24 protein-coding genes are annotated in these 20,579 nt (G+C 70.1%); 9 read left to right on the top strand and 15 right to left on the bottom strand.

Annotation, left to right across the window (positions count from 1 at the left end; all coding sequences use genetic code 11):
• Positions 1-104 precede the first annotated feature (104 nt).
• The 4 genes from OHA77_RS04890 to OHA77_RS04875 form a co-directional block, all read right to left on the bottom strand.
• Positions 105-533: a type II toxin-antitoxin system VapC family toxin gene (locus OHA77_RS04890; protein ID WP_406316422.1), complete on the bottom strand. Its 429-nt coding sequence runs from the start codon at positions 531-533 to the stop codon at positions 105-107.
• Complete coding sequence (locus tag OHA77_RS04885; RefSeq protein WP_406316421.1) at positions 530-766, bottom strand: hypothetical protein; 237 nt, start codon at positions 764-766, stop codon at positions 530-532. The genes OHA77_RS04890 and OHA77_RS04885 overlap by 4 nt, the downstream gene beginning before the upstream one ends.
• Before the next feature lie 133 nt (positions 767-899).
• The gene (locus tag OHA77_RS04880; protein WP_406316419.1) at positions 900-1,133 is read right to left on the bottom strand and encodes a DUF397 domain-containing protein; all 234 of its coding nucleotides are present in this window, start codon (positions 1,131-1,133) and stop codon (positions 900-902) included.
• Positions 1,124-1,906 (bottom strand): Scr1 family TA system antitoxin-like transcriptional regulator, encoded by a 783-nt coding sequence (locus OHA77_RS04875; protein WP_406316417.1) that lies wholly within the window; start codon positions 1,904-1,906, stop codon positions 1,124-1,126. The genes OHA77_RS04880 and OHA77_RS04875 overlap by 10 nt, the downstream gene beginning before the upstream one ends.
• Positions 1,907-2,040: 134 nt before the next feature.
• Here OHA77_RS04875 and OHA77_RS04870 point away from each other — a divergent pair, with 134 nt between their 5' ends.
• Positions 2,041-2,502, top strand: coding sequence for an ATP-binding protein (locus tag OHA77_RS04870; protein WP_406316416.1), 462 nt, complete (start codon positions 2,041-2,043; stop codon positions 2,500-2,502).
• 24 nt (positions 2,503-2,526) lie between these two features.
• Here OHA77_RS04870 and OHA77_RS04865 read toward each other — a convergent pair whose 3' ends face one another.
• A complete protein-coding gene (locus tag OHA77_RS04865) occupies positions 2,527-2,958 on the bottom strand; it encodes an ester cyclase (RefSeq protein ID WP_406316414.1) in 432 nt (143 codons plus the stop codon).
• Positions 2,959-3,285: 327 nt separating this feature from the next.
• Here OHA77_RS04865 and OHA77_RS04860 point away from each other — a divergent pair, with 327 nt between their 5' ends.
• Positions 3,286-3,891: a class I SAM-dependent methyltransferase gene (locus OHA77_RS04860; protein ID WP_406316412.1), complete on the top strand. Its 606-nt coding sequence runs from the start codon at positions 3,286-3,288 to the stop codon at positions 3,889-3,891.
• 59 nt (positions 3,892-3,950) lie between these two features.
• On the opposite strand, the gene OHA77_RS04855 is transcribed toward OHA77_RS04860, so the two are convergent.
• Positions 3,951-4,565 carry a TetR/AcrR family transcriptional regulator gene (locus tag OHA77_RS04855; protein WP_406316410.1) on the bottom strand — a complete coding sequence of 205 codons (615 nt, stop codon included), beginning with the start codon at positions 4,563-4,565 and terminating at the stop codon, positions 3,951-3,953.
• 119 nt (positions 4,566-4,684) lie between these two features.
• Between OHA77_RS04855 and OHA77_RS04850 the strand changes: the two genes are divergently transcribed.
• Positions 4,685-5,146, top strand: a complete 462-nt coding sequence (locus OHA77_RS04850; protein ID WP_406316408.1) for a nuclear transport factor 2 family protein — start codon at positions 4,685-4,687, stop codon at positions 5,144-5,146.
• Positions 5,147-5,245: 99 nt separating this feature from the next.
• Here OHA77_RS04850 and OHA77_RS04845 read toward each other — a convergent pair whose 3' ends face one another.
• The 3 genes from OHA77_RS04845 to OHA77_RS04835 form a co-directional block, all read right to left on the bottom strand.
• On the bottom strand, positions 5,246-6,298 hold the full coding sequence (locus OHA77_RS04845) for a CU044_5270 family protein (RefSeq protein WP_406316407.1): 1,053 nt from the start codon (positions 6,296-6,298) through the stop codon (positions 5,246-5,248).
• The gene (locus OHA77_RS04840) at positions 6,295-6,807 is read right to left on the bottom strand and encodes an RNA polymerase sigma factor (RefSeq protein ID WP_406316406.1); all 513 of its coding nucleotides are present in this window, start codon (positions 6,805-6,807) and stop codon (positions 6,295-6,297) included. The genes OHA77_RS04845 and OHA77_RS04840 overlap by 4 nt, the downstream gene beginning before the upstream one ends.
• Before the next feature lie 106 nt (positions 6,808-6,913).
• Positions 6,914-8,554: a WD40 repeat domain-containing protein gene (locus OHA77_RS04835; protein WP_406316405.1), complete on the bottom strand. Its 1,641-nt coding sequence runs from the start codon at positions 8,552-8,554 to the stop codon at positions 6,914-6,916.
• A gap of 360 nt (positions 8,555-8,914) precedes the next feature.
• Between OHA77_RS04835 and OHA77_RS04830 the strand changes: the two genes are divergently transcribed.
• Positions 8,915-10,291: an SWIM zinc finger family protein gene (locus tag OHA77_RS04830; RefSeq protein WP_406316404.1), complete on the top strand. Its 1,377-nt coding sequence runs from the start codon at positions 8,915-8,917 to the stop codon at positions 10,289-10,291.
• A 73-nt stretch (positions 10,292-10,364) separates the two neighbouring features.
• On the opposite strand, the gene OHA77_RS04825 is transcribed toward OHA77_RS04830, so the two are convergent.
• Complete coding sequence (locus tag OHA77_RS04825) at positions 10,365-10,772, bottom strand: VOC family protein (RefSeq protein ID WP_406316402.1); 408 nt, start codon at positions 10,770-10,772, stop codon at positions 10,365-10,367.
• 113 nt (positions 10,773-10,885) lie between these two features.
• On the opposite strand from OHA77_RS04825, the gene OHA77_RS04820 reads away from it, so the two are divergent.
• Together OHA77_RS04820 and OHA77_RS04815 are read left to right on the top strand one after the other, a co-directional pair.
• Positions 10,886-11,863, top strand: a complete 978-nt coding sequence (locus OHA77_RS04820) for a helix-turn-helix transcriptional regulator (protein ID WP_406316401.1) — start codon at positions 10,886-10,888, stop codon at positions 11,861-11,863.
• Between the two features lie 211 nt (positions 11,864-12,074).
• Positions 12,075-12,638 (top strand): hypothetical protein, encoded by a 564-nt coding sequence (locus OHA77_RS04815; RefSeq protein WP_406316400.1) that lies wholly within the window; start codon positions 12,075-12,077, stop codon positions 12,636-12,638.
• A 138-nt stretch (positions 12,639-12,776) separates the two neighbouring features.
• Here the strand turns inward: OHA77_RS04815 and OHA77_RS04810 are convergent, their stop codons facing one another.
• Positions 12,777-13,643, bottom strand: coding sequence for an aldo/keto reductase (locus tag OHA77_RS04810; RefSeq protein WP_406316399.1), 867 nt, complete (start codon positions 13,641-13,643; stop codon positions 12,777-12,779).
• Positions 13,644-13,702: 59 nt separating this feature from the next.
• Between OHA77_RS04810 and OHA77_RS04805 the strand changes: the two genes are divergently transcribed.
• Complete coding sequence (locus tag OHA77_RS04805) at positions 13,703-14,089, top strand: MerR family transcriptional regulator (protein ID WP_406316398.1); 387 nt, start codon at positions 13,703-13,705, stop codon at positions 14,087-14,089.
• A 132-nt stretch (positions 14,090-14,221) separates the two neighbouring features.
• Here the strand turns inward: OHA77_RS04805 and OHA77_RS04800 are convergent, their stop codons facing one another.
• From OHA77_RS04800 to OHA77_RS04785, 4 genes are all read right to left on the bottom strand, one after another.
• On the bottom strand, positions 14,222-15,193 hold the full coding sequence (locus OHA77_RS04800; RefSeq protein WP_406316397.1) for an alpha/beta hydrolase: 972 nt from the start codon (positions 15,191-15,193) through the stop codon (positions 14,222-14,224).
• A 372-nt stretch (positions 15,194-15,565) separates the two neighbouring features.
• Positions 15,566-16,672, bottom strand: a complete 1,107-nt coding sequence (locus OHA77_RS04795; protein WP_406316395.1) for a DUF5925 domain-containing protein — start codon at positions 16,670-16,672, stop codon at positions 15,566-15,568.
• A gap of 42 nt (positions 16,673-16,714) precedes the next feature.
• Positions 16,715-17,404 (bottom strand): GntR family transcriptional regulator, encoded by a 690-nt coding sequence (locus tag OHA77_RS04790; RefSeq protein ID WP_406316394.1) that lies wholly within the window; start codon positions 17,402-17,404, stop codon positions 16,715-16,717.
• A 238-nt stretch (positions 17,405-17,642) separates the two neighbouring features.
• Positions 17,643-18,233, bottom strand: coding sequence for a hypothetical protein (locus tag OHA77_RS04785; RefSeq protein WP_406316393.1), 591 nt, complete (start codon positions 18,231-18,233; stop codon positions 17,643-17,645).
• 175 nt (positions 18,234-18,408) lie between these two features.
• Between OHA77_RS04785 and OHA77_RS04780 the strand changes: the two genes are divergently transcribed.
• Together OHA77_RS04780 and OHA77_RS04775 are read left to right on the top strand one after the other, a co-directional pair.
• Positions 18,409-19,593 (top strand): amidohydrolase, encoded by a 1,185-nt coding sequence (locus OHA77_RS04780; RefSeq protein WP_326821863.1) that lies wholly within the window; start codon positions 18,409-18,411, stop codon positions 19,591-19,593.
• A 192-nt stretch (positions 19,594-19,785) separates the two neighbouring features.
• On the top strand, positions 19,786-20,556 hold the full coding sequence (locus tag OHA77_RS04775) for an N-acetylmuramoyl-L-alanine amidase (RefSeq protein ID WP_406316391.1): 771 nt from the start codon (positions 19,786-19,788) through the stop codon (positions 20,554-20,556).
• Positions 20,557-20,579 lie beyond the last annotated feature (23 nt).

The following is a 20,579-nucleotide window of genomic DNA, read 5'->3' as shown; positions in this document are numbered from 1 at the left end:
TTCCTTTTGCCGTTCTGTCAAATGACGTGCCGTGCCGTACCGCGACAGGCGAGCAACCACAGGACCCTTGACCCGTTCGACTGCTCGTCTCTCCAGGAACCACTTCAGGCGACGATCACCTGGATCTGGGACTCCAGCCCGGCGAAGTCATCGGGGTTCCGGGTCACCAAGGGGAGGCTGTTGGCTGCGGCGACCGACGCAATCAGTAGATCGGCAAGACGCTTACGGGGCTGGCGGCCGAGGTCCAGGACGAGCGCGTAGATGATCCCGTAGGAGCGGGCGGCGTCGGTGTCGAAGGGGATCGGGGCAAAGGCGGATTCCGCCCACTGTAGTACCGCCTGTCGTACGGCCCGAGCGTCGGCGGTCTTGGCCGCGTGAGGACCGGCCGCCAGTTCGGCCATCGAGATGGAGCTGATCGCCGGACGAAGGTCGCCCGGCTGGCAGCCGAGGCTGTCGGCGATGCGCTGCTCATCGAGCCTTTCGAGATCGATGATGGCGGAAGTGTCCAGCAGGACATTGTGCGGGTTGCTCACCGAGTGTCACCGAGCAGGGTGTCTTGGTCGATCGCGGCGTCGACATCACTGCGGAACTCGGCGTAGTCGATGCGTGGCAAATGGGTGGCCGCGCGCTTGAGTTCGCTCCACGGTATGAAGGTCCGGCGGCCGGTGACCAGCCGGAGCGCGTGGGCGCGGACCTCGACCAACTGGTCGGGGGTCAGCTGTTCGACGAGGTGGTGCATGTCGTCGTAGTCATGGGCGGCGGTCATGCCTTCGAGTGTACGCGTGGCCTTTCCTCGGTGGCTGGAAATAGCTGCGGGCGCCGGCGCTCGTGCGCGATGACTGGGCGGCGGGGCCTCGGGTCCTCGCTCCCGTGGGGCGAGGACCCGGCGCCCGGACGGGTTATCTCTGGTCGAATTCGGAGGCTTTGACGCCGTTGAGGAAGGCGGTCCACTCGCTGTCGTTGAAGAAGAGGACGGGGCCGGAGGGGTCTTTGCTGTCACGCAGGGCGAGGGTGGCGTCCTGTTTGTGGTTGGGGCGTTGGGAGAGGTTGTCGAGCGCGGCGACCTCGACGCAGTCGCCGCCGTTGTTTCCGCTGAGGCTCGACTTCCGCCATTTGAGTGCGCTCAGGTCCATCGCTCTTCCGCCGTCCTTCTGATGAGGTCCATCGACATGCTCTGCGGCAGCGCCTCGGTGCGGATGGCCTCGAACAGGAACACGGCATCCGTCACCTCCGACCGGTCGCCGCTCGTCAGGCCGCGAATCGCTGTTTCGAAATATGCCACGTCCGTGCCGCCCTCCGAAGTGGCGATGGCGAATCCCGCCAGCAGCCCGAATCGGACGACGGACATCGGCACCACCTGGATGCTAATTGTGGAATCGGCCAGGGACACTAGCTTTTCCAGCTGGGCATGCATGGCCTTTCTTCCGCCGACCGGCCGATGCAGGACCGCCTCGTCGATCAGGCAGCGCAGGGTCGGGGGCGGCGGGTCCTCGCGGGTGAGGACGGCCTGCCGTTCCATCCGCGCGGCCACGGCCTGCTCGTCGTCGCCCAGCAGGGCGCGGGCGTAGTCCTCGGTCTGGAGCAGACCAGGGATGACCAGCGGTTGGTAGGTGCGCAAGGCCACGGCGGCCTGCTCCTTCTCGTGCCAGGTGCCGAACCACTCGGGGAACACCTGGCCCTTGCGCCAGTCGAGCAGCCGCAGCAGCAGGCCGCCGGTGCCGAGGGCGGTGTCGACGGCGCGGGCGAAGTCGGGGCTCGCGGGCAGCTGACCCGTCTCCACCCCGCTCACCAGGCCCTCGCTGAAATGGATCCGCCCGGCGAGCTGAGCCTGGGTGAGCCCGGCCTCCTGCCGCTGCTGGCGCAATTCCCTGCCCCATATTGCTTGGGGCGCATGGGGATCTCCCATCTTGTCCTCTCCTGCCGGAATTCAATTCGAGGGGAAGCCCTTCAGAATTCCTCTTGGTAATGATTCGCCTACTGAGCGTAGCGATTCATTGGCACGCTGGACAGCGACAGCGCGAAAACAAGCGGGAGTGGCCCATGCTCATCGACATGGATGTGAAGACGGCACTCATCATGCGGCAACTGCTCGCCACGCAGAGCCCCCTGGTGATGCTCGGGGAGAAAGTGATTCCCTGCCGGCCGGAATGCGTCGCGACCGCTCGGGGATTCGTGCGGGACATCGCCCGGGACTGGGCGGCGTCCGAGGAGATCTGCGAGGTGGTGGAATTGCTCACCTCGGAAACGGTGACGAACGCGCTCGTCCACGGGCGCGGTTACCGCGACGAGCTCACCGTGCACATCGTGGTGCACCGCGAAGACCGGCTCATGGTCGTCGAGGTCTACGACAACAACAGGGACGTCCCGGTCGTGCTGGCCTCGGACGACGGCGAGGAGTCCGGGCGCGGGATGGCCCTGGTCGACAGGCTGGCCAGAAGCTGGGGCTACCGCGACACCCGTCTTGGCAAGGCCGTCTTCTTCGAAGTGCTCGCCTGGCCGTAGGACTCCTTCAGCCCCCTCCGGGTTTCAGCCCTCTTCGAAGGAGAGTGCGGCGCCGAGCTGGACGAACAGTTCCAGCTGGTCGAAGTAGTAGCGATGGCTGAGGGTGAGACCGTTCTCCACCGTGCGGACGCTGCAGACGCGGATGTTCACCTTCCGGCCGGTCGGCTCCAGGGCGCCACCGCCGGGCACCAGGAAGGGCCCCATGTGGGTGGCGGAGAGACACCATTCGTGGACCCGGCCGTCACCGCGTTCGATCACGGACCAGGGCGTCACGCGCAGGTCCGGAAGCGCCTCGAAGAAATACCCGTAGAACGAAGAGATCTGATCATGACCCTCCGCCATGCCCGACGGAGAGACCAGGACGGCCTGCGGACTGTAGCACCGCAGCAACGCCTCCAGGTCGTGGTCGTTGATCGCGTCTATCAGCGCATCCTTGATCTCCTCAGGCTCTGACATCCCGCCCTCCTCCCTCCGCATGGGTGGGCCGACGCCGTCGACACCTCGTTCGCATGCCCTGGTTCACCCATACCCCGGCGGGTCCGCCGCATGTCAGGTCAGCGCGGACCCGCCCTCACCTGGGCCGGAACCGTCCGCCGCCTTCACGCTTCCGCCGCCGCCGCGCTTCCGACACCCGTGGGCCCGTCGGCGACGAGCGGCTCCGGCCCCGTCTCGCCGCGTATTCCGAGCACGCCCGTCCCGGGCGGGACCCCGGCGCTGACAGCGCGAGCGCCCACCGGACATCGACGCGTCCAGGCTCCTGGACCCGTGCGAGGATCAGGTGCCATGACGGCGGAGAACGAGCGGTGGAACCACAACATCCACTACCACCCGGTGATCATGCGGGCCGTGCCGGACGGATGCGGACGGGCGCTCGACGTCGGCTGTGGTGAGGGAATCCTCTCCCGCGAGCTGCGCCGGGTCGCCGGGCACGTCTCCGCCATCGACCTCGACGGGCCGAGCATCGACCTCGCCCGCCGGCACGCCGACGCCTCCGGCATCGACTACCTCCTCGGTGACTTCCTCACCCACCCGTTCGAGCCCGCCTCGTTCGACGCCGTCGTCTCGGTCGCGACGCTCCACCACATGGACGCGGCCACGGCGCTCGGCCGGATGCGTGAGCTTCTCCGGCCCGGCGGGACGCTCGTCGTCGTCGGGCTCGCCCGCAGCCGGATCCCCGCCGATCTCCCCTGGGAGCTCGCCGCGGCCGTCGGCACCCGGCTGCACAAGCTGAAGCGGACCTACTGGGAGCACTCGGCCCCGATGGTCTGGCCGCCGCCGGAGACCTACGCCGGGATGCGCCGCATCGCCGAGGAGACGCTTCCCGGGGTGCGCTACCGTCGTCACCTGCTCTGGCGCTACTCCCTCGCCTGGACGAAACCCGCATCCTGAACGGCGCCCGCCCCCAAGGCGCGGAGGGCTCGCCCGGATCGCGCGGGCACTGTCGCGGGTCAGGAAGGCCGGCGCGCGCCGGGCGGGCGGAGGCCGTCGAAGACGACGGCGAGGGTGCGGCGCTGGAGGTCGCGATCCCATCCGGCGTGCAGCGCGCCCTGGCAGACACCGGTAAGCAGCGCGACCACCTCGTCGACGCCGACGTCCTCGCGTACGGCGCCGGCTTGCTGGGATCGGGCGAGGAGTTCGGCGATCCCATCGCGCAGAGGGTGCAGCGAGTCGGCGACCTGAAGGTCGATGCCCGCCTCGGCCAGTAGGCCGACGACGGTCTTCTTCTCCGCTGCCTGCTCCACCATGCGGGTCATGAAGCCGAAGGTCGACGTGGCGGGGTCGCCGTCGGCGGCGAGCGCCTCCACCTCCCGGGTGAGATCGGCCAGAAGGTCTTTCATGATGGCCTGCAGCAGGGCCTGTTTGGTCGGGAAGTGCTTGAAGACCGTGCCGATCGCCAATCCCGCCCTGACCGCGACCTCGTCGGTCGACGCCGACGGCCCCTTCTCGGCGAAGACCGCTGCGGCCGCGGCGAGGATGCGTGCTCGGTTGCGCCGGGCGTCGGCGCGCAATCCCTTGGCGCCGGGGACGTCCGGCTCGCCGAGGGAGGGCTTCGGGGAGGTCATCCGGCTGGTTCTCCTTCGGGCGTTGACAAATTCGGGCGTTGACAAAGTGAGTCCGTACTCATCATATTCAAAGTGAGTGCTAGCTCATCTTATCTGCCTGTCAGGGAAGGATGTTCATCATGGTCGAATCCGCTGACGGTCCCGGACCCCGTGAGGTCTTCGAGCTCATGGGGCGGCACTGGCTGGAAGGCGCCGCGGGCTTCCCCGGCGACCTGGTCGCCGAGGACGTCGTCGTCGAAATGCCCTTCGCCGCGCCAGGCGGTCCCCGGAGGATCGAGGGGCGTGAGAAGTTCCGCGCCTTCGCCGAGGCGGGCCGGGCCGCCCTGCCGGTGCGGTTCGAGGAGATCCGCGACGTCGCCGTCCACCAGACCACCGACCCGGAGACGATCGTCGTGGAGTACGAGCTGGCCGGCACGGTGACCACCACCGGCCACCGCGCCGACGCCTCCTTCATCGGGGTGCTCACCGTACGAGACGGGAAGATCGTGCGCTGGCGCGAGTATCAGAACGTGCCGGCCATCGCCGCGGCCCTCGGGCAACTGCCCGCCCTGGCGGCACACCACGCCGATCAGGCGGGGTAGGCCGGGTCTCTTCGATCATGAGCAGAGAGACATGGCGGCGGCTGCGAAGGCCACGGTTCCCAGGAACACGTGCCCGCGCCCCGGCCGGCCTGGTGGGCTTCAGTCGGCCGAGAGCGGGAATGGCTTGGTGTCGGTCCAGCCGGACTCCAGCACCACATTGATCCTGTCGTTCGCATCCGGCAGGTCGAGGTTGTCAACCTCAACGGCCAGCACCTTGGAGGTCTCGAGGTCGATGATCAGTCTGGTCCGGGGGGTTCGGTCTCCCTGGAGCAGGAAGGTCACGGCGATGCCCGGCCGCCCCCGCGGGTCGGTGGTCGGGCCTTCGACCTGCACCGCGGGCAGCGTCGCCAGCGCCCGGTAGGCGGCGCTGCGCACCTGTGGGGAGGCGGGCAGCTCGTACAGGAGCGAGGCCAGGGTGCGCGGCAGACTCTCCTCTGCCGGATCGACGCCGTTGTCTCTGCGGATCGCCTCAAGGGCCCGCTTCTTCAGCGCTTCAGGGTCGGCGGGCAGCGCCTCGATCTCCTTCAAGGTCATGGGCATCGCACTCCAATAGAGTTTCTTCTTTCCCTTGTTCTGGAAGAAGAAGCCCTTGTCGGGCGAGGTGGAGAACGGGGGGCCGGGGTCCTTCCCGGCCGCCCATTCGGTCGGCGAGCCGTCCCGGCGCCATGCCTCCAGGTCCAGGGGGCGCGCGGCCAGCTGCCTGAAGCCGAGCCAGGTCCGACCGTCCTTGGCCACCCACCTCTCCGAGAGGCTGGAGGTTTCCAGACGGTAGGTGATGTTGTTCTCGCTGAACGGCCAGAGCAACTGCCATGTGTACAGCTCCTTGATGTGCCAGTAAGCCCCTTCGGGGGCGGTTTCGGCCTTGGTGGCGGCGGCCAGCAGGATCGAGGCGCCCGACAGGGAGGTGACGCCGGGGGTGGCCGTGGGAGAGGGCGCCGCAGTCGGGGCCACCTGGCCGAGGAAGACCGCCGCCCCGGCCGCGGCCGCTGCGAGCCCGATGGCACCGGCCCGCCACGGCAGACGCCGGGCCGTCCGGGGCGGGCGCGCTTGGGTTGCCATGATCGCCTCACGCAGTTCGCGCGCGCCGGGCCCCTGCTCCGGCGCGTGCGGTGCGAGGTCGATGGCCTTCACCAGGTTGTCGATGTCACTCATGCTTCCCCCATCGCGATCGTCAAGGACGCCTGCCGCTCCAGCGCCGACGCCAGCCGCTTGCGCGCCCGGTGCAGCCGGGTCCGGGCGGCGATAGCCGTACATCCCACAACTTTGGCGATCCGCTCGCTGGTCAGGCCCTCCCAGCAGGCCAGCGCCAACACCTCGCGGTCCCGCTCGGGCAACTGGTCGAAAGCGGCGCGTACATGCTCCAGATCGACCGGTCTGAGCGGCCGGTCGGTGGCCAGTTCCGCGCGCAGCCGTTCGGCGAGCACAGCTCTGCGGGAAGCGCCGCGCTGCTGGTTGGCCAGCACGCGGCGGGCCACCCCGTACAGCCACAGCAACGCCTCCTCGCCCTCGGGCACATCGCCGATGCGCCGCCAGGCGGTGAGGAACGTCTCGGAGATGACGTCGGCGGTGTCGTCGGGGGAGCCGGTACGGCGGGCGGCGTACTGATGTATCGCCGGGTAGTACGCGTCATAGACCGCCTCGAAGCGATCTCGGTGTGTCACAGAATCTCCTTGCCGCAGGTGCCGGACACCTGGTTAATGTCCGGCACCTTGCGGAATGTGGCAGCCCGCCGTCGACTGCTTCGCCGCGATCGCCTGCGTCGCCGGGCTACGCGAACTCGGCGGCCGCCGCCTCGGTGTCCTCGACCAGGTTCAGGTCGCCCCAGCGAACGGGCCAGGCGAAACGACGGTCCACGACCCACGCGAGCAGGCCGTCGAGGTCGGCTCGGCGCTCCGCAGGGGCGATCACCAGGTTCGCGCCCAGTCCCTCGGGCGGGCTCGCCAGGGCGCACCAGGTGGTGTCGTCGAGCGGAAAGACGTCGGCGGTGTAGATACCGTGGAGCCCATCCCCATCCTCGACCGGCGCCAGTCCCTCCTCGTCCTCCCTGCCGTTCGCGAAGTCACCCAGGACGTCGCCGGTCAGCGCACGGACGAACCGCAGGGTGAAGCCACCGATCGCGGCCAGTACGCCGTCGGCTCCCCACAGCACCGCCGCCGTTTCCTCCGGAACCTCGATCGACCGCACGCACGCCGGGTCGTCCCCGAGAGACCACACCTCGATCTGGTCGTCGGACGTCAGGCAGGCTCCGTGCTCACCCGATGGCGACCACGCCCAGGGTCGTTCCCCGCCGCCCCAGTAGGAGACACCGATCTGTTCGGTGGTGTCGATGTCCAGGTGAGACTCATGACGGCCGTCTTCGTCGTACACGTCGACGCCCCGACCGTCCCCCGCCACGACCGCCAGCCGCGCGGCCTCCCCGCGCATGCCCCAGTGCAGGGTGCCCTGAAGCTGTTCGACCGGCGCGCCCACCGCACTGCCCGTCTCGCTTTCGAACACGGTGAGCCGGCCGGTCCCGTCGGTGCCGGAACCAACCGCGATCGACGCGAACCGCCGGCCGTCCGGACTCCACTCGACAACGTCCTCGGTGTGCGCCAGCCAGCGCATCCGGCCACCCGGCACGTCGACGGCGCAGGCCCATTCGCCGTTGAAGCCCAGCAACCGCGTGCCGTCCCGGGACCAGCGCACCCGGCGGAAGGACCACTCGTCACGTTCGATCCGCCGGCTGAACTCCTCCGGCAGCGCCTCGGGAAGCATCTCCGGCGCCGGGCCCGAGCCGTCCTCGCGGCTGTCGGTGGAGAAGACGTGCCCTCGGTCGAGTGCTGCGATACAGCCCATGACCTGATGGGACGACCGCATCGAGATGTAGGCGCGACGGCCGTCGGGTGACAGAGCGAAGGCGGGCGGGCGGTCCCGGCCATCGGTCACGTCCGCGTCACCGACCGGATCGACCTGTTCACCGAACGGGTCCCAGAGCCCGACCATGTTGGTGTTGAACGCCAGGGCCAGGCGTGTCCCGTCCGCGGACCACTGAACGGTGTCGCGGTGGCCCGCCCAGCCCACCCCCGCCTCGCCGGTGTCCAGCTTGTTGACCGCGCGTCCGGTGGTCATCTCCCAGATCTGCAACGGGCCGTTGTCCGGCCCGGTCGCGAGGTGACGGCCGCACGGGCTGAGCGCGTAATCGTTGAACGGGCTGTCCCATCCGATGTAGGGCTGCATCAGCCGCGCACCGCGCTCCTGAAGGCGCGCGGTCGCGAACCGATGCGCCTCCGTGGTGCCATGCTCCTGCTCCAGCGCGACGAGCCGTTCGCGCAAGGGTGGCAGATCCCGCTCCGGAACGAACGCGTTCCAGTCCGCGTCCTGAAGCAGCACGAGCATGCCCTGAGGGTCGACGTCTCCACCGAGTTCCATGGCCGCGGATGATAATGCCCACCCACGACATCCGGCCGGGAAAACCCGTCGTTCCCGGCGGAACCGACAAGGCCGGATCCACCCCGGTCGGATCAGGTCTTGTCCCGTCGGAGCGTCTCAAGCTCCCTCGACTGCTTGGAGGGGCACGCCGGGGAGCGGCCGACCGATCACGGCCGGCTCCCGATCGGCCATCCGCTCCGGGTTGTCGTTTCCGTCCGCCGTCCGGAGGAACGTTCCGGATCCGGCGGTTCCCGAGCGGGGAACGGGCGGGGCCATCGAATCTCCTTGAGCACGGAGACCCGGATTCTCGCCCTGGGAGGAGATCGAGTTTTGTCGGTGGTGATCTCTACTGTCCGGCGCATGACGAACGCGACACAGGCGTACTCCTACGCCGGACCCTCCACGCTCTCGGAGGGCCACCTGGGGCTGTCGACGTCCGGAGGCCGGACGGCCACGGGCTTCACCGACCACCCCCGGTTCTTCAGCGGCCTCCTCACCCAGGCCGCGCCCGCCGCGGCGGGCCTGCTCGCGGTCGCGGACGTGGCGCTGGCGCGCTACCACCGGCCGCAGCCGGGATTCACCCGCGACCCGGTGGTGACCTGCGGTGGCGACCGGCTCCGGTTCGAGTCGTTCTCCGCCTGCGGCGGCGTCTACTCCCGGCTGGACGTGCTGGGCCCCGCCCTCGACGGGGAGGTGTTCGACCGGGGCACCACCAACGTGGACGTGAACAACCCGCTGCGCGAGGCGCTGGCCAGGGTCGGCGGCCGTGACCCGCTGCACGTGGGCGTCGGGCCCGACGAGGTCACCGTGACCACGCTCGACGGCGCGGTGGTGGAGAAGAAGGTGCCGCTGCCCGCCCGGTGGCTGCGCGGCTTCGCCGAGGTCCAGGTGATCGCCGCCGGGTTCGACCTGCGCGCCGAGCTGCCCGGTCCGCAGGCCGTACGGTTCCTGCGCGGCCTGCCCAAGAGGGCGTCCGCCGAGGTGTGGGCGGTGCTGGCCGGAAGGGACCTGCGGGTGTCGGACCGGCAGGTGCCCGGCGGGGTCCACCTGGCCGGGGTCGGACGGCTGGCCACGATGATGCCGCTGCTCAGATTCGTCAAGGCCCTGCGCGTGTACGGCCCGGCGGACGGTTCCGGAGCCGGCGCGGTGGAGCTGGAGCTGCCCGGCATGCGCTACACCCTCGCCCTGTCCCCGCAGACCTGGCGGGGTTTCTCCGGGGAGGGCGCGGTCCTCGACGACCTCTCCGGCGACCAGGTGGCCGGAGACGCCGACCTCGTCGGCGTCCTGCTCAATTTCGAGCCCACCCTGGAGCTCGGCGTGCTCGCCGAGCGCTCCGGCCTCACCCCCCAGCGGGTGCGGGCCGCGCTCACCCAGCTCGGTACGGCCGGCCGGGTCGGCTACGACCTCGCCGAGGCCGCCCACTTCCACCGCGAGCTGCCCTACGACCGCGACCACGTCGCCGCGCTGAACCCCCGGCTCACCTCCGCCCGCGGCCTGGTCGAGAAGGGAGCGGTCCGGCTGACCGGCCCCGACTCCGCCGAGGTGACCACCGGCGGCGGCGTCCGGGCCGTCCGGCTGGAGTCCGGATCGTGCACCTGCCCCTGGTGGTACGACCACCAGGGCTCGCGCGGCCCCTGCAAGCACGTGCTCGCCGCCCGCATCGCCGCGCAGGAGGTCCCCGGCGGGGAGCCCGCCGCCACGGTGCCGGACCTCCCCGTCCGGGAGACCTCCCGATGACCGTCTGGTGACGAGGTCCGCGACCTCATCTTCTGCGGGCGGGCCGCGTGGCGGCCGGGGTCTGCGAAGTGCGTCACCGGTCCAGGATCTCCAGGTAGTGCCGGTTGTACATGATGCCCAGCACGTTGCCGAACGGGTCGGTGACCGCGGCGGTGACGAAACCGGGGCCGCGCTCGGTGAGCGGCATGTACGGCGCGGCCCCCATTGACAGCAGCCGGTCCAAGGTGGCCTGCACGTCGTCGACGTGCCAGTGGATGACCGCGCCCGCGGGGGCGGCGGGCGCGCCCGGCGGGGCGTAACGCCGGTCGATGAGGCCGAGCTCGGCCTGGTAGTCGCCGATCCTGAACTCGTAGTAGGCGGCCGGCTGCCCGTTGCCCGGCCGCTCGAAGTACGGCTCGACGCCCAGCAGTTCGACGTACCACTTCTTGGCCGCCTCCAGGTCGTCGGCCCAGAAGCTGACGGTGGCAAGTCCTCGCAACATGTGGTGCTCCCTTCGCCGCCGGAGATCCGGCCGCTTCCGTTCCGGTCGATGTCTCCGACGATAGAAGGGCAATAGGTCAGTGAATGTCCTATTAGTGATGACATGATGAACTCATGCGTGATCCATCTGGTCGGCTGCTGCAACTGCTGTCCTTGCTCCAGACCCCGCGTGAGTGGCCGGGCGTCGAGCTCGCCGGCCGTCTCGGCGTCACCCCTCGCACCATCCGCCGCGACGTCGACCGGCTGCGTGAGCTCGGCTATCCGGTCCACGCCACCCAGGGCAACACCGGCGGCTACCGGCTCACCGCCGGAGCGGCCATGCCACCGCTGCTGCTCGACGACGATGAGGCGGTCGCCATCGCCATCGGCCTGCGCATCGCGGCCACCGCGGCCGTCACCGGTATCGAGGACGCCTCGCCACGCGCCCTGGCCAAGCTGGAACAGGTCCTCCCCGTACGGCTGCGCCACCGGGTGGCGGCGCTGTCGGACGCCGCCGTCGTCCTGCCACTCCAGGACGGCCCGGCCGCCGACGCCGACACCCTGGCCGCGTTCGCCGCCGCCTGTGTGGCCCACGAAAAGGTCCGCTTCGGCTATACCAGGGCACACGGCGAGATGACCCGGCGGTTGGTGGAGCCGCATCAGCTGGTGGCCTCGGGGCACCTCTGGTATCTGGTGGCCTACGACGAGGACCGGGCCGGATGGCGCTCCTTCCGGGTGGACCGGATCAGCGAGGTGCACCGCACCGGCGTCCGCGTTCCCGGTCGCGAACTGCCCGGCGGTGTCGACACCAGGACCTGGGTGGCCCAGGCGATGCCGCCCCGCGACGTCCGGGCCCGGTTGCTGCTGCACGTGCCCATCGAAGAGGCCGTCGACAAGGTCCCCGCCTGGCAGGGGACCCTGGAACCGGTCGACCACCGCTCGTGCCGGCTGCACACCCACCCCGACTCCCCGCGCTACCTGGCCTACCGCATCACCCTCCTGCCCGTCGACTACACCCTCCTCGACCCTCCGGAGCTGGCCGGGCACCTCCGCGCGATCGCCGAACGAGCGGGCCGCGCCATCGACGCGTTCGCCGACACGAGCCAGGCGTGAGGCCTCGCCCCGGCTTCCGGAGTCCTCGGAGCCGAGCCCGGCGGGTGCGGTGCCCGGACGGATCGGCGAACGGGAAAGCGGTCCCCGCTCCGTCCGGGAGGACGACCGTGGACGACCACCGGCAGATCGTCGTTCTTGACACTTGCCCCCCATTGGAAGATAGTGGCACTATCCAAATATAGATAGCGCTACTACCCAATAAGGAGGAGCGGTGGAAACGATCATCGTTCTGGTGATTGCCCTGCTGGGCTTCCGCGCGCTGGGAGCGCTCGGCGTCAGTCGATTCGCCGCATGGCCGGTCAGCGCGGCGCACGCGCTGGCCGTCATGGTGGTCATGGCGGCCAGTGCGCACTTTGTTCCGGCAAGCGTCACGGTCATGCCCAACCACGCCGACCTGGTGCGCATGGTGCCACCCGTCGTGCCCTTCGCCGACGCCGTGATCTACGCGACCGGCGTGCTGGAACTCCTCGGTGCGGCGGGACTGATCATCGCCAGGTCCCGCCGGGCCGCCGGGATCAGCCTCGCGGCGCTCTTCGTGCTGCTGCTGCCGGCCAACGTCTATGCCGCCCTCGCCGATGTGCCGTTCAACGGCGGCGAGGCGTCCCCGCTCTGGTTCAGGATCCCCGAGCAGGCCCTGTACATCGCCGTCGCACTCTGGGGGACCCGGTCGGCGCCGCACGGATGGCCGGCTTTCTCAAGGTCACGTCGTACGTGGCCGGAGTCGGCGGAGACTCCGAACCGGCTCAAGCCCGAAATGGACCGCACCCCTCGTTGACCCGAGATCACCGGCCGGCGGCGTGACAGGACCACGGCCGGATGGGCGTGGCGGTCCGCCCGAGGCGGACCTGCCCAGATGTACGCCTTCGGCCGCGATAGGAGAGGCAACGGCCGTACCCGCCGGGGTGCCCCGCCCTCAGGACAGCGCCGACAGACGCTCGTACTGCTCGTCGGACAACTTCACGGACAGCGCGCCCAGGTTCTCCTCCAGATGGGCGAGCGAGGTGGTGCCCGGGATCGGGATGATCGTCGGCGAGCGCCGCAGCAACCAGGCGAGCATGGTCTGCGCCGGGGTCGCGCCCACCTCACTCGCGACGCCGGCCAGCGGGCTTCCGGAGCCGGTGTGCCCGCCCATCGCGATCGGGAAGAAGGGCAGGTACGCGATGTCGTTCGCGGCCGCGTAGCCGACGACGTCCTCGTCTTCCCGGGCCACCAGGTTGTACATGTTCTGCACGGCCGCGATGGGCGTGACCTGGGCGGCCTCGGCGAGCTGCTCGACGCTCACCTTCGACAGCCCGATGTGGCGTACCTTGCCCTCGTCCCGCAGCTGCTTCAGCGCGCCGACCTGGTCGGCCAACGGCACCGTGGGGTCCACCGCGTGCAGCTGCAGCAGGTCGATCCGCTCCACCCGCAGCCGTCGCAGGCTCAGCTCCGCCTGCTGACGCAGGTACTCGGGACGCCCGAGCGGCACCCACTCGGTGGGACCGGGCCGTGCGACGCCCACCTTCGTCGCTACCGCGACACCCTCTCGGTAGGGGTGCAGCGCCTCGGCCACCAGTTCCTCATTGCCGCCGAGGGTGTAGGAGTCGGCGGTGTCGATGAGGTTCACGCCCAGCTCCACGGCCCGCCGCAGCAGTGCCACCGCGGCCGCACGCTCGACCGGTGCCCGCCAGATGTGCGCCTGGTCGGCCGGGCGCGACGCGGGGTCGTCGCTCAGCCTCATCGCGCCGTAGCCGAGCCGGTTCACCCGCAGGTCGCCGCCGAGAAGGAAATATGTCGTCATGTCTGCGACGCTATGACCTGTCATAGATGTGAGATTCAAGTAGCTGTGAGGTGCATCACATGAAGATCGGTGAGCTGTCACGCAGGACCGGTGTCAGCCCCCGCCTCCTGCGCTACTACGAGGAGCAGGGGCTGCTCACCTCGATCCGGGCCGACAGCGGCCACCGGTCCTACGACGAGGACGCGCCCGTCGTGGTCCGGCACATCCGGGCCCTGCTGTCGGCGAACCTGCCCACCCGGGTGATCCGCGAGATCCTTCCCTGTGTCGAGGGCCCCGGCCCGCAGCTCAACGAGTGCGTGTCGGAGGTGCTGCGGGAACGGCTGCGGAGCATGGACGACCAGATCGACGAGCTGCGAGAGGCCCGCTCCCTGCTCGCCCATCTCCTGCCTCAGGAGTTTCCCCGGCAGCGGGCGACGTCCCCAGGAGGGAACCGACGGGCAGCGTGACGATCCGGGACACCGCCCCCACCGCCCCCACCGCCCACACCGGGCGCGGCGGGGCGGCGTCGTCGGCGTCGAACTGTAGTCGCGCGGACTGCCCGCCGAACCGGTCGGGTGAAAGGCGTCCGGGCCCGGAGGTCAGCGGAGCAGCGCCCGGCGCAGCACGGCCACCCGTTCGGCGGCGGCCCGGCGGCTGACCCCCGCGTCGGGCACCATCACGTCGAAGCCATGGAAGGCCCCGGGGTAGAGGTGGAACTCGGTGGAGACGCCGGCCTGCACCAGCCGCCGCGCGTAGTCGGCGCACTCGTCCCTGAAGACCTCCAGTTCGCCGACGTCGATGTAGGCGGGCGGCAGACCCGACAGCTCGGTCGCCCTGGCGGGGGCGGCGTACGGTGACACCCCGTCGGTGCCGGCGGCGTCGCCCAGCAGTGCCCTCCAGCCGAAGAGGTTCGCGGCCCGGTCCCAGACGATCGCCTCGGCGAACTCGTGGCTGGACGGCGTGATGTTGCGGTCGTCGAGCATCGGGCAGACCAGAAGCTGGAACGCCAGCGGCGGGCCGCCCCGGTCACGGGCCAGCAGCGCGGTGGCCGCGGCGAGCCCGCCCCCCGCGCTGGCCCCGGCCACCGCGAGGCGATCCGGGTCGACGCCGAGGTCGGCCGCGTTCTTGGCGGTCCAGACCAGGCCGGCGTAGCAGTCCTCCACCGGTGCCGGGTGCGGGTGTTCCGGCGCGAGCCGGTACTCGACCGAGACGACCACGCAGCCCACCCGGATGGCCCACTCCGTCAGCATCGGGTCCTCCATCCCGGCGGAGCCGATGATCATGCCTCCGCCGTGGATCCAGTAGAGCCCCGGGATCGCCTCCCGCCGCTCGGTGGGCCGGTAGATCCGCAGCCGGATGTCGGGCTCGCCGTCCGGGCCGGGCACCATCCGGTCTTCGATCGTGACCCGGTCGTCCGGCACGAACGGGGGCATCGCCGCATGGGCGGCGTCCAGCTGGGCACGGATACCGGGCAGATCCTCGAACCGCATCCCGCCGCTGCCGGCGACCGGGAGCGGAGCCTTCGCGAGCGCGGCGGCCAACTCGGGATCGAGGTTCGGATGAAGTGCCATGTCGCTCACCTCGGGAAGTCTCGGGACCACCGGCGGGGCCGGTCCACACGATCGGGCACGCTCGTGAACATGCCCAGACTCGAACATGCCCAGACGCGACCCCCTCGCAACAGCCGGGCGGCCACCATGTCCGCGGCTTCGTCGTCCTGCCCTGACCAGCACCGACCGGCGCGGCAAGGTCCTGAAACTCCTGGCCGCCCAGCCCTGGCGGGCCTGGAAAGGGGCCGGGCTTGCGGCCATCCTCGGCATCGAGAACGTCAACAGCTTCCGCGTCCACTATCCCAATGGTCCCACCAGGGCCACATCAACAAGATCGGACCAGCCCTCCACGGCCCCATCCCCGCGAGCACTCAAGCCTTTGCCAGCAGGCGCTCAGAGGTAGAGGCCGATGGTCTCCTGAGCGGCGGCGGGGCGGTCGGCCGTGCCGTCGCGCAGCGCGAACAGTTCGGCGAGGGTGGCGCCCGCAGGGGGGACGCCCTCGGTGGTGCCGAGCCAGTGAGCCGCCTCGTCGTGGGGGAGGGCGCCCACCTCGATCTGGGTCAGGCAGCGGCCGGGGCGGACCACGGCCGGATGGAGCCGGGCCAGATCCTCGTTGGTGGTGATGGCGACCAGCACGTCACGGCCCTGCCCGAGCAGGCCGTCGGTCAGGTTGAGCAGCCGGGACAGGCCCTGCCCGACCGCCTCCTTGGCGCCGGACCTGATCAGTTCGTCGCAGTCCTCCAGCACCAGCAGCCGCCACTTCTCGCCGTCCTCGTCCGAACCGACCGCGACCTCCATCAGGTATCCCGGGGAGTTGAACAGGCGCTCGGGGTCGAGCACGCAGTCCACCTGGCACCATGACCGCCACTCGTGGGCGAGCGTGCGCAGCAGGGTGGTCTTGCCGGTGCCGGGAGGGCCGTGCAGCAGGACCAGGCGACCGCGCACGTCGGCAGGGGTGACGGACATCAGCCGGGACAGCGGGTCGCCCAGGGAGCGGGCGTAGTTGCCGCTGATCTTCGCCCAGGGGGAGGCGGTGATCGGCTTGGCGGAGCGGCGGCCGCCGTGGGAGCCCTGCCACCAGAAGCCCATCTCGACGTGGTCGCTCTCGGGAGCGGGCTCCACCGCGTCCCTGGTGACCTCCTCCAGCACCGAGCGGGCCAACCCCTCGTCGACCGCGGTCACGCTGACCGTGGCGGCCCGGTTGCGGAACCGGACCACGCGCAGCGTCCAGCCCTCCCCGCACACCAGTCGCGAGCTGCGGCCGTCGTCCTCCAGTGCCGCCCGGACCAGTGTCCCGGCGGCGGGCATGAGCGGGGCATCGGGGCGGACGCGTTCCAGGGCGGCGGTACACGCCCACGGCTGCGCGCCCGTGGCGAACGGCGACAGCGCGAGCGCGTCGATCACGTCGACCGCGGAGTCGCCGTCATCCAGCCAGATCTTCATCGGGAGTTCGGCCGGGCGTGGCTCCGGAGTGAAGTGGACCTCCTTGAGTACGGACATGACGGCAATGATCCCTTTTGTCGATACGAAGGTCGAAGGGTTTTACGGGGCGGTCCGGCGGCGGCGGGTGCGGGTCACCTCGATCGGGTCGATGTCGGCGGTCCACCGCTCGGCGAGGGCCAGGGTCGGCTCGCGGCCGTCGGCGACGTGACGGAGCGCGCAGGCGGCGGCCCGGTCCGCGTCGCCGTCCGCGATCGCCGCGTAGAGCTCCTCGTGTTCGGCGCACTGCCGGCCGGGGTCGCGGTCGGAGGTGAGGTGGAACAACCGCCTGAGCTGGGCGTCGAGCGGGCGCATCAGGGTGCCGAGCAACGCGTTGCCGGACATCTCCACGATCTCGGCGTGGAATCCGGCGTTGGCCGTCACGATGTCCCGCCGGTCGCCCCGCCGTACGGCGTCGCGGGCGCGGGCGAGACACTCGCGCAGCCGTGTGAGGCCGTCGGCGTCGGCCTGTTCGGCGGCGAGTCGCGCGGCGAGCACCTCCAGGCTCTCGCGCACGTCGAACAGGTCGCGGATGTCGGCCGGGGTGAACGGGCTGACCAGCGCGCCTCTGTTGGGCACGATCACCACCAGTCCTTCGGCGGACAGCAGGCGCAGCGCCTCACGGAGCGGGATGCGGGAGACGTCGAGTTCGGCGGCGAGGTCGCGCTCCACCAGTCGCCGGCCCGGACGCAGCTCCGCCTCGACGATGCGTCGCTTGAGCGTCTCGTAGACCCGGTCGCGCAGCGCGCTCACCGTTCACCTCTCTCCCGATCTCCTCCCGGCCCTCGCAGAGCCGGGAGCCCCATGTCACCGGCGCACCGCTCGTGGGACGCGCACGGCCTCGCGGAGTGGGTCAGAGGTCAGCCTAAGAGGTTGCACGGATAGGCGCGGTTGGATATCCGGTGGCAGCGCGGGCGCAGGGGGCCAGCGACCGGACCGTCTTCGACAGGCTGCGGGCGATCCTGCACGAGAATCTCCCAGATGACGTGGCTCAAGCCTCGAAGTCGATGAATCCGTAAGGGATATAGCCCTGATCGATCAGCTCGTCCTCCGGTTCGTCCTCGTCGAAGTCATCGTCATCGTCATCGTCATCGTGGAGGCCGTCGAGGTCGTCATCGACGAGCTTCACATAGTCGTTCTCCGTCGCGATCTCGCCGACCAGTGACGGGACGTCGACACTGTCCCAATCAACGGTGACCTTGATCGCATTGTCGAGCTCCCCGGAGAACATTCCGTCAGAGAGCGTCATCTTCACCTTGGCCCGGTCGTCCGCGCCGACGTCATATCCGGTCGGCTTGCCTGAGGCAAGGAAGGTGATGTCCGGATAGCCGTCGACCGAGACCGTGATGAACGGGTGGAGGTCGATCCGGTGCACCCGTTCGCCCTGCTCGTACACATGCAGCGCCAGCTCCGCGCCGTACCAACACAGCAGATACACATTGATGCTCTCGGAGAGCTCATACGCCAGATCGGCCTTGATCTCCTCGAGGCTGCCCCTGACGTAGTGGGCATCCTTACGGGCTCCTCCTGGGGACACCCCGAAGGCCAGGTCGTAGAAGCTCTTGGGCGGCATGGCGGCCACCCTACAGCGGATGCCACGGATGATCGCAGAACGTCACAAATCCATGATCAAGGAGCCTGTGTCTGTCTTGTCTGTCCACCACCGGCCTGCGCCTATCCGCGCGACCTCCAACTTGCCCAGTTAGTGGTATACCACTAACTTTGGCGCCGTCAACGTGGATGAGGAGGACAGGACCGTGACCGAACTGCTGCTGCGCGACGCCCGGATCTGGGGCCGTGAGGGCTCCGCCGACCTGCTGATCCGGGACGGGCGGATCGCCGAGTTCCGCGAGCCCGGCCGGGGGGACGGCGGCGGCCGGGTCGAGGAACTGGGCGGCAGGCTCGTGCTCCCGGGTTTCGTCGACGGTCACGCGCACCTGGACAAGACGCTCTGGGGCGGACCCTGGGTGCCGCACGACGCGGCTCCCGGTCTGATGGGCAAGATCCGCAACGGTCAGGAGCGGCGGCCGGAGCTCGGCGTCCCCAGCGCCGACTACGTGACCGCGCTGCTGGAGAACATGATCGTCTGCGGCACCACGCACGTCCGCTCCCACGTGGACGTCGACCCGCTGGTCGGTCTGGGTTCGGTCGAGGCGGTCCGCGACGCCGTGGCGCGGCACGGCGGCCGGATCTCCGCGGAGCTCGTCGCCTTCCCGCAGGCCGGAATGCTGATCAGCCCCGGCACCGAGGCCCTGCTGGAGGAGGCGCTGAAGGCCGGGGTCGAGTCGATCGGCGGCCTCGATCCGGCCGGGGTGGATCGGGACCCGGTCCGGCACCTGGACGCCGTCTTCGCCCTGGCCGAGCGGTACGGGGCGGGGGTCGACATCCACCTGCACGACGGCGGCACGCTCGGCGCCTGGCAGTTCGAGCTCATCATCGAGCGGACCAGGGCCCTGGGCCTGAACGGCAAGGTCACCATCAGCCACGGCTTCGCTCTCGGCGACGCCGACCCCGCCACCCGGGACCGGCTGATCGCCGGACTGGCCGAGGCCGGGGTCGCGCTGGCCTCGGTCGCCCCGAGCAGGGGCGTCCTGCCGCTCCGGCTGCTCCGTGAGGCGGGCGTCCCGATGACGCTCGGCAACGACGGGGTCCGCGACCTGTGGAGCCCGTTCGGCACCGGCGACATGCTGGAGCGGGCACTGTTCCAGGCCAAGGGCACCGGCCCGCGTGACGAGGACGTCGAGCTCGCCCTGGACGCCGCGACCTACGGGGGCGCCCGCGCCCTCGGGCTGCGGGACTACGGCCTGGCGGTGGGCGACCACGCCGACCTGGTGGTGGTCGACGCCCGCAACGCGGCCGAGGCCGTGTGCGTGCGCCCGCGCCGGTCCCTGGTCGTCAAGTCCGGCCGGATCGTCGCCCGCGACGGTGAGCTGGCCCGCTGACCCGGACAATGCTTCATGCCGGTTTAGGAGCTTATTTCATGGAAAGTGAGTGGCTGTTCTTCGCCGACCACTACCGGGAGCCCCGCCGCCCAAGGATTTGCCGGCAGGCCAGTTGGCAAAGTGCGCCATATGGCGATGTGTCAACTATTACGCTCCGGTAGGCCCCTGTCACCCTAACCGTGGAGAAATCCCGTGGCCATCGATCTGGTAACCCGTAGCGAGTGGGGAGCTCGTCAGCCGCGCGGCTCCTACAGCCGGCTCACCTCCACCAGAGGCGTCAAAGTCCACTACACCGGCGGCCAGGTCAGCCCCGGCATCGTCAACGACCACGCCAAGTGCGTGGCCCTGGTCAGATCCATCCAGAGTCAGCACATGGACGGCAACGGCTGGCTGGACATCGGCTATTCGATGGTCGCGTGTCCGCACCAGCAGGTGTTCGAAGGCCGCGGGCCGGGCCACCTGCCCGCGGCGAACGGCTCCGGGCTCAACAGCGGCCACTACGCGGTGCTCGGCCTGGTCGGCTCGTCCGGTCTCACCCAGCCGACCGACGGGATCCTGCACGCCATCCTCGACGCGGTCGAATACCTCCGCGACAAGGGGGGCGCGGGCCGCGAGATCAAGGGTCACCGGGACGGCTACGCCACCGACTGCCCCGGCGGGCCGCTGTACGCCTGGGTGAAGAAGGGCGCGCCCCGGCCGGGCGGCGGCCCCGTCGACCCGCCCGAGCCGCACCCGTCCTTCCCCGGCCGCGTCCTCAAGTATCCGCCGGTCATGATCGGTGAGGACGTCCGCACCTGGCAGCGGCAGATGAGCGACCGCGGCTGGGACATCGACGTCGACGGCATGTACGGCGAGGCGTCCAGGGACGCCTGCCGTGCCTTCCAGCGGGAGAAGGGTCTGTCCGCCACCGGCGCCGTCGACCGGGTCACCTGGCAGGCCACCTGGGAGGAGCCCGTCACCTGACCGGTCCGCGCCGTCGAGGCACC

The organism is Streptosporangium sp. NBC_01639, from assembly GCF_045209755.1.
Classification (GTDB): Bacteria; Actinomycetota; Actinomycetes; order Streptosporangiales; family Streptosporangiaceae; genus Streptosporangium.
This window is presented reverse-complemented; position numbering and strand designations above follow the sequence as displayed.

What these genes read in the sequence shown, in the direction of transcription:
- OHA77_RS04835 (WP_406316405.1), bottom strand. Translation starts at nt 8,554, where the DNA reads ATGGAACTCGGTGGAGACGTCGACCCTCAGGGCATGCTCGTGCTGCTT.
- OHA77_RS04805 (WP_406316398.1), top strand. Translation starts at nt 13,703, where the DNA reads ATGAAGATCGGTGAGCTGTCACGCAGGACCGGTGTCAGCCCCCGCCTC.
- OHA77_RS04800 (WP_406316397.1), bottom strand. Translation starts at nt 15,193, where the DNA reads ATGGCACTTCATCCGAACCTCGATCCCGAGTTGGCCGCCGCGCTCGCG.
- OHA77_RS04885 (WP_406316421.1), bottom strand. Translation starts at nt 766, where the DNA reads ATGACCGCCGCCCATGACTACGACGACATGCACCACCTCGTCGAACAG.
- OHA77_RS04855 (WP_406316410.1), bottom strand. Translation starts at nt 4,565, where the DNA reads ATGACCTCCCCGAAGCCCTCCCTCGGCGAGCCGGACGTCCCCGGCGCC.
- OHA77_RS04875 (WP_406316417.1), bottom strand. Translation starts at nt 1,906, where the DNA reads ATGGGAGATCCCCATGCGCCCCAAGCAATATGGGGCAGGGAATTGCGC.
- OHA77_RS04795 (WP_406316395.1), bottom strand. Translation starts at nt 16,672, where the DNA reads ATGTCCGTACTCAAGGAGGTCCACTTCACTCCGGAGCCACGCCCGGCC.
- OHA77_RS04860 (WP_406316412.1), top strand. Translation starts at nt 3,286, where the DNA reads ATGACGGCGGAGAACGAGCGGTGGAACCACAACATCCACTACCACCCG.
- OHA77_RS04850 (WP_406316408.1), top strand. Translation starts at nt 4,685, where the DNA reads ATGGTCGAATCCGCTGACGGTCCCGGACCCCGTGAGGTCTTCGAGCTC.
- OHA77_RS04880 (WP_406316419.1), bottom strand. Translation starts at nt 1,133, where the DNA reads ATGGACCTGAGCGCACTCAAATGGCGGAAGTCGAGCCTCAGCGGAAAC.
- OHA77_RS04870 (WP_406316416.1), top strand. Translation starts at nt 2,041, where the DNA reads ATGCTCATCGACATGGATGTGAAGACGGCACTCATCATGCGGCAACTG.
- OHA77_RS04845 (WP_406316407.1), bottom strand. Translation starts at nt 6,298, where the DNA reads ATGAGTGACATCGACAACCTGGTGAAGGCCATCGACCTCGCACCGCAC.
- OHA77_RS04825 (WP_406316402.1), bottom strand. Translation starts at nt 10,772, where the DNA reads ATGTTGCGAGGACTTGCCACCGTCAGCTTCTGGGCCGACGACCTGGAG.
- OHA77_RS04830 (WP_406316404.1), top strand. Translation starts at nt 8,915, where the DNA reads ATGACGAACGCGACACAGGCGTACTCCTACGCCGGACCCTCCACGCTC.
- OHA77_RS04810 (WP_406316399.1), bottom strand. Translation starts at nt 13,643, where the DNA reads ATGACGACATATTTCCTTCTCGGCGGCGACCTGCGGGTGAACCGGCTC.
- OHA77_RS04820 (WP_406316401.1), top strand. Translation starts at nt 10,886, where the DNA reads ATGCGTGATCCATCTGGTCGGCTGCTGCAACTGCTGTCCTTGCTCCAG.
- OHA77_RS04865 (WP_406316414.1), bottom strand. Translation starts at nt 2,958, where the DNA reads ATGTCAGAGCCTGAGGAGATCAAGGATGCGCTGATAGACGCGATCAAC.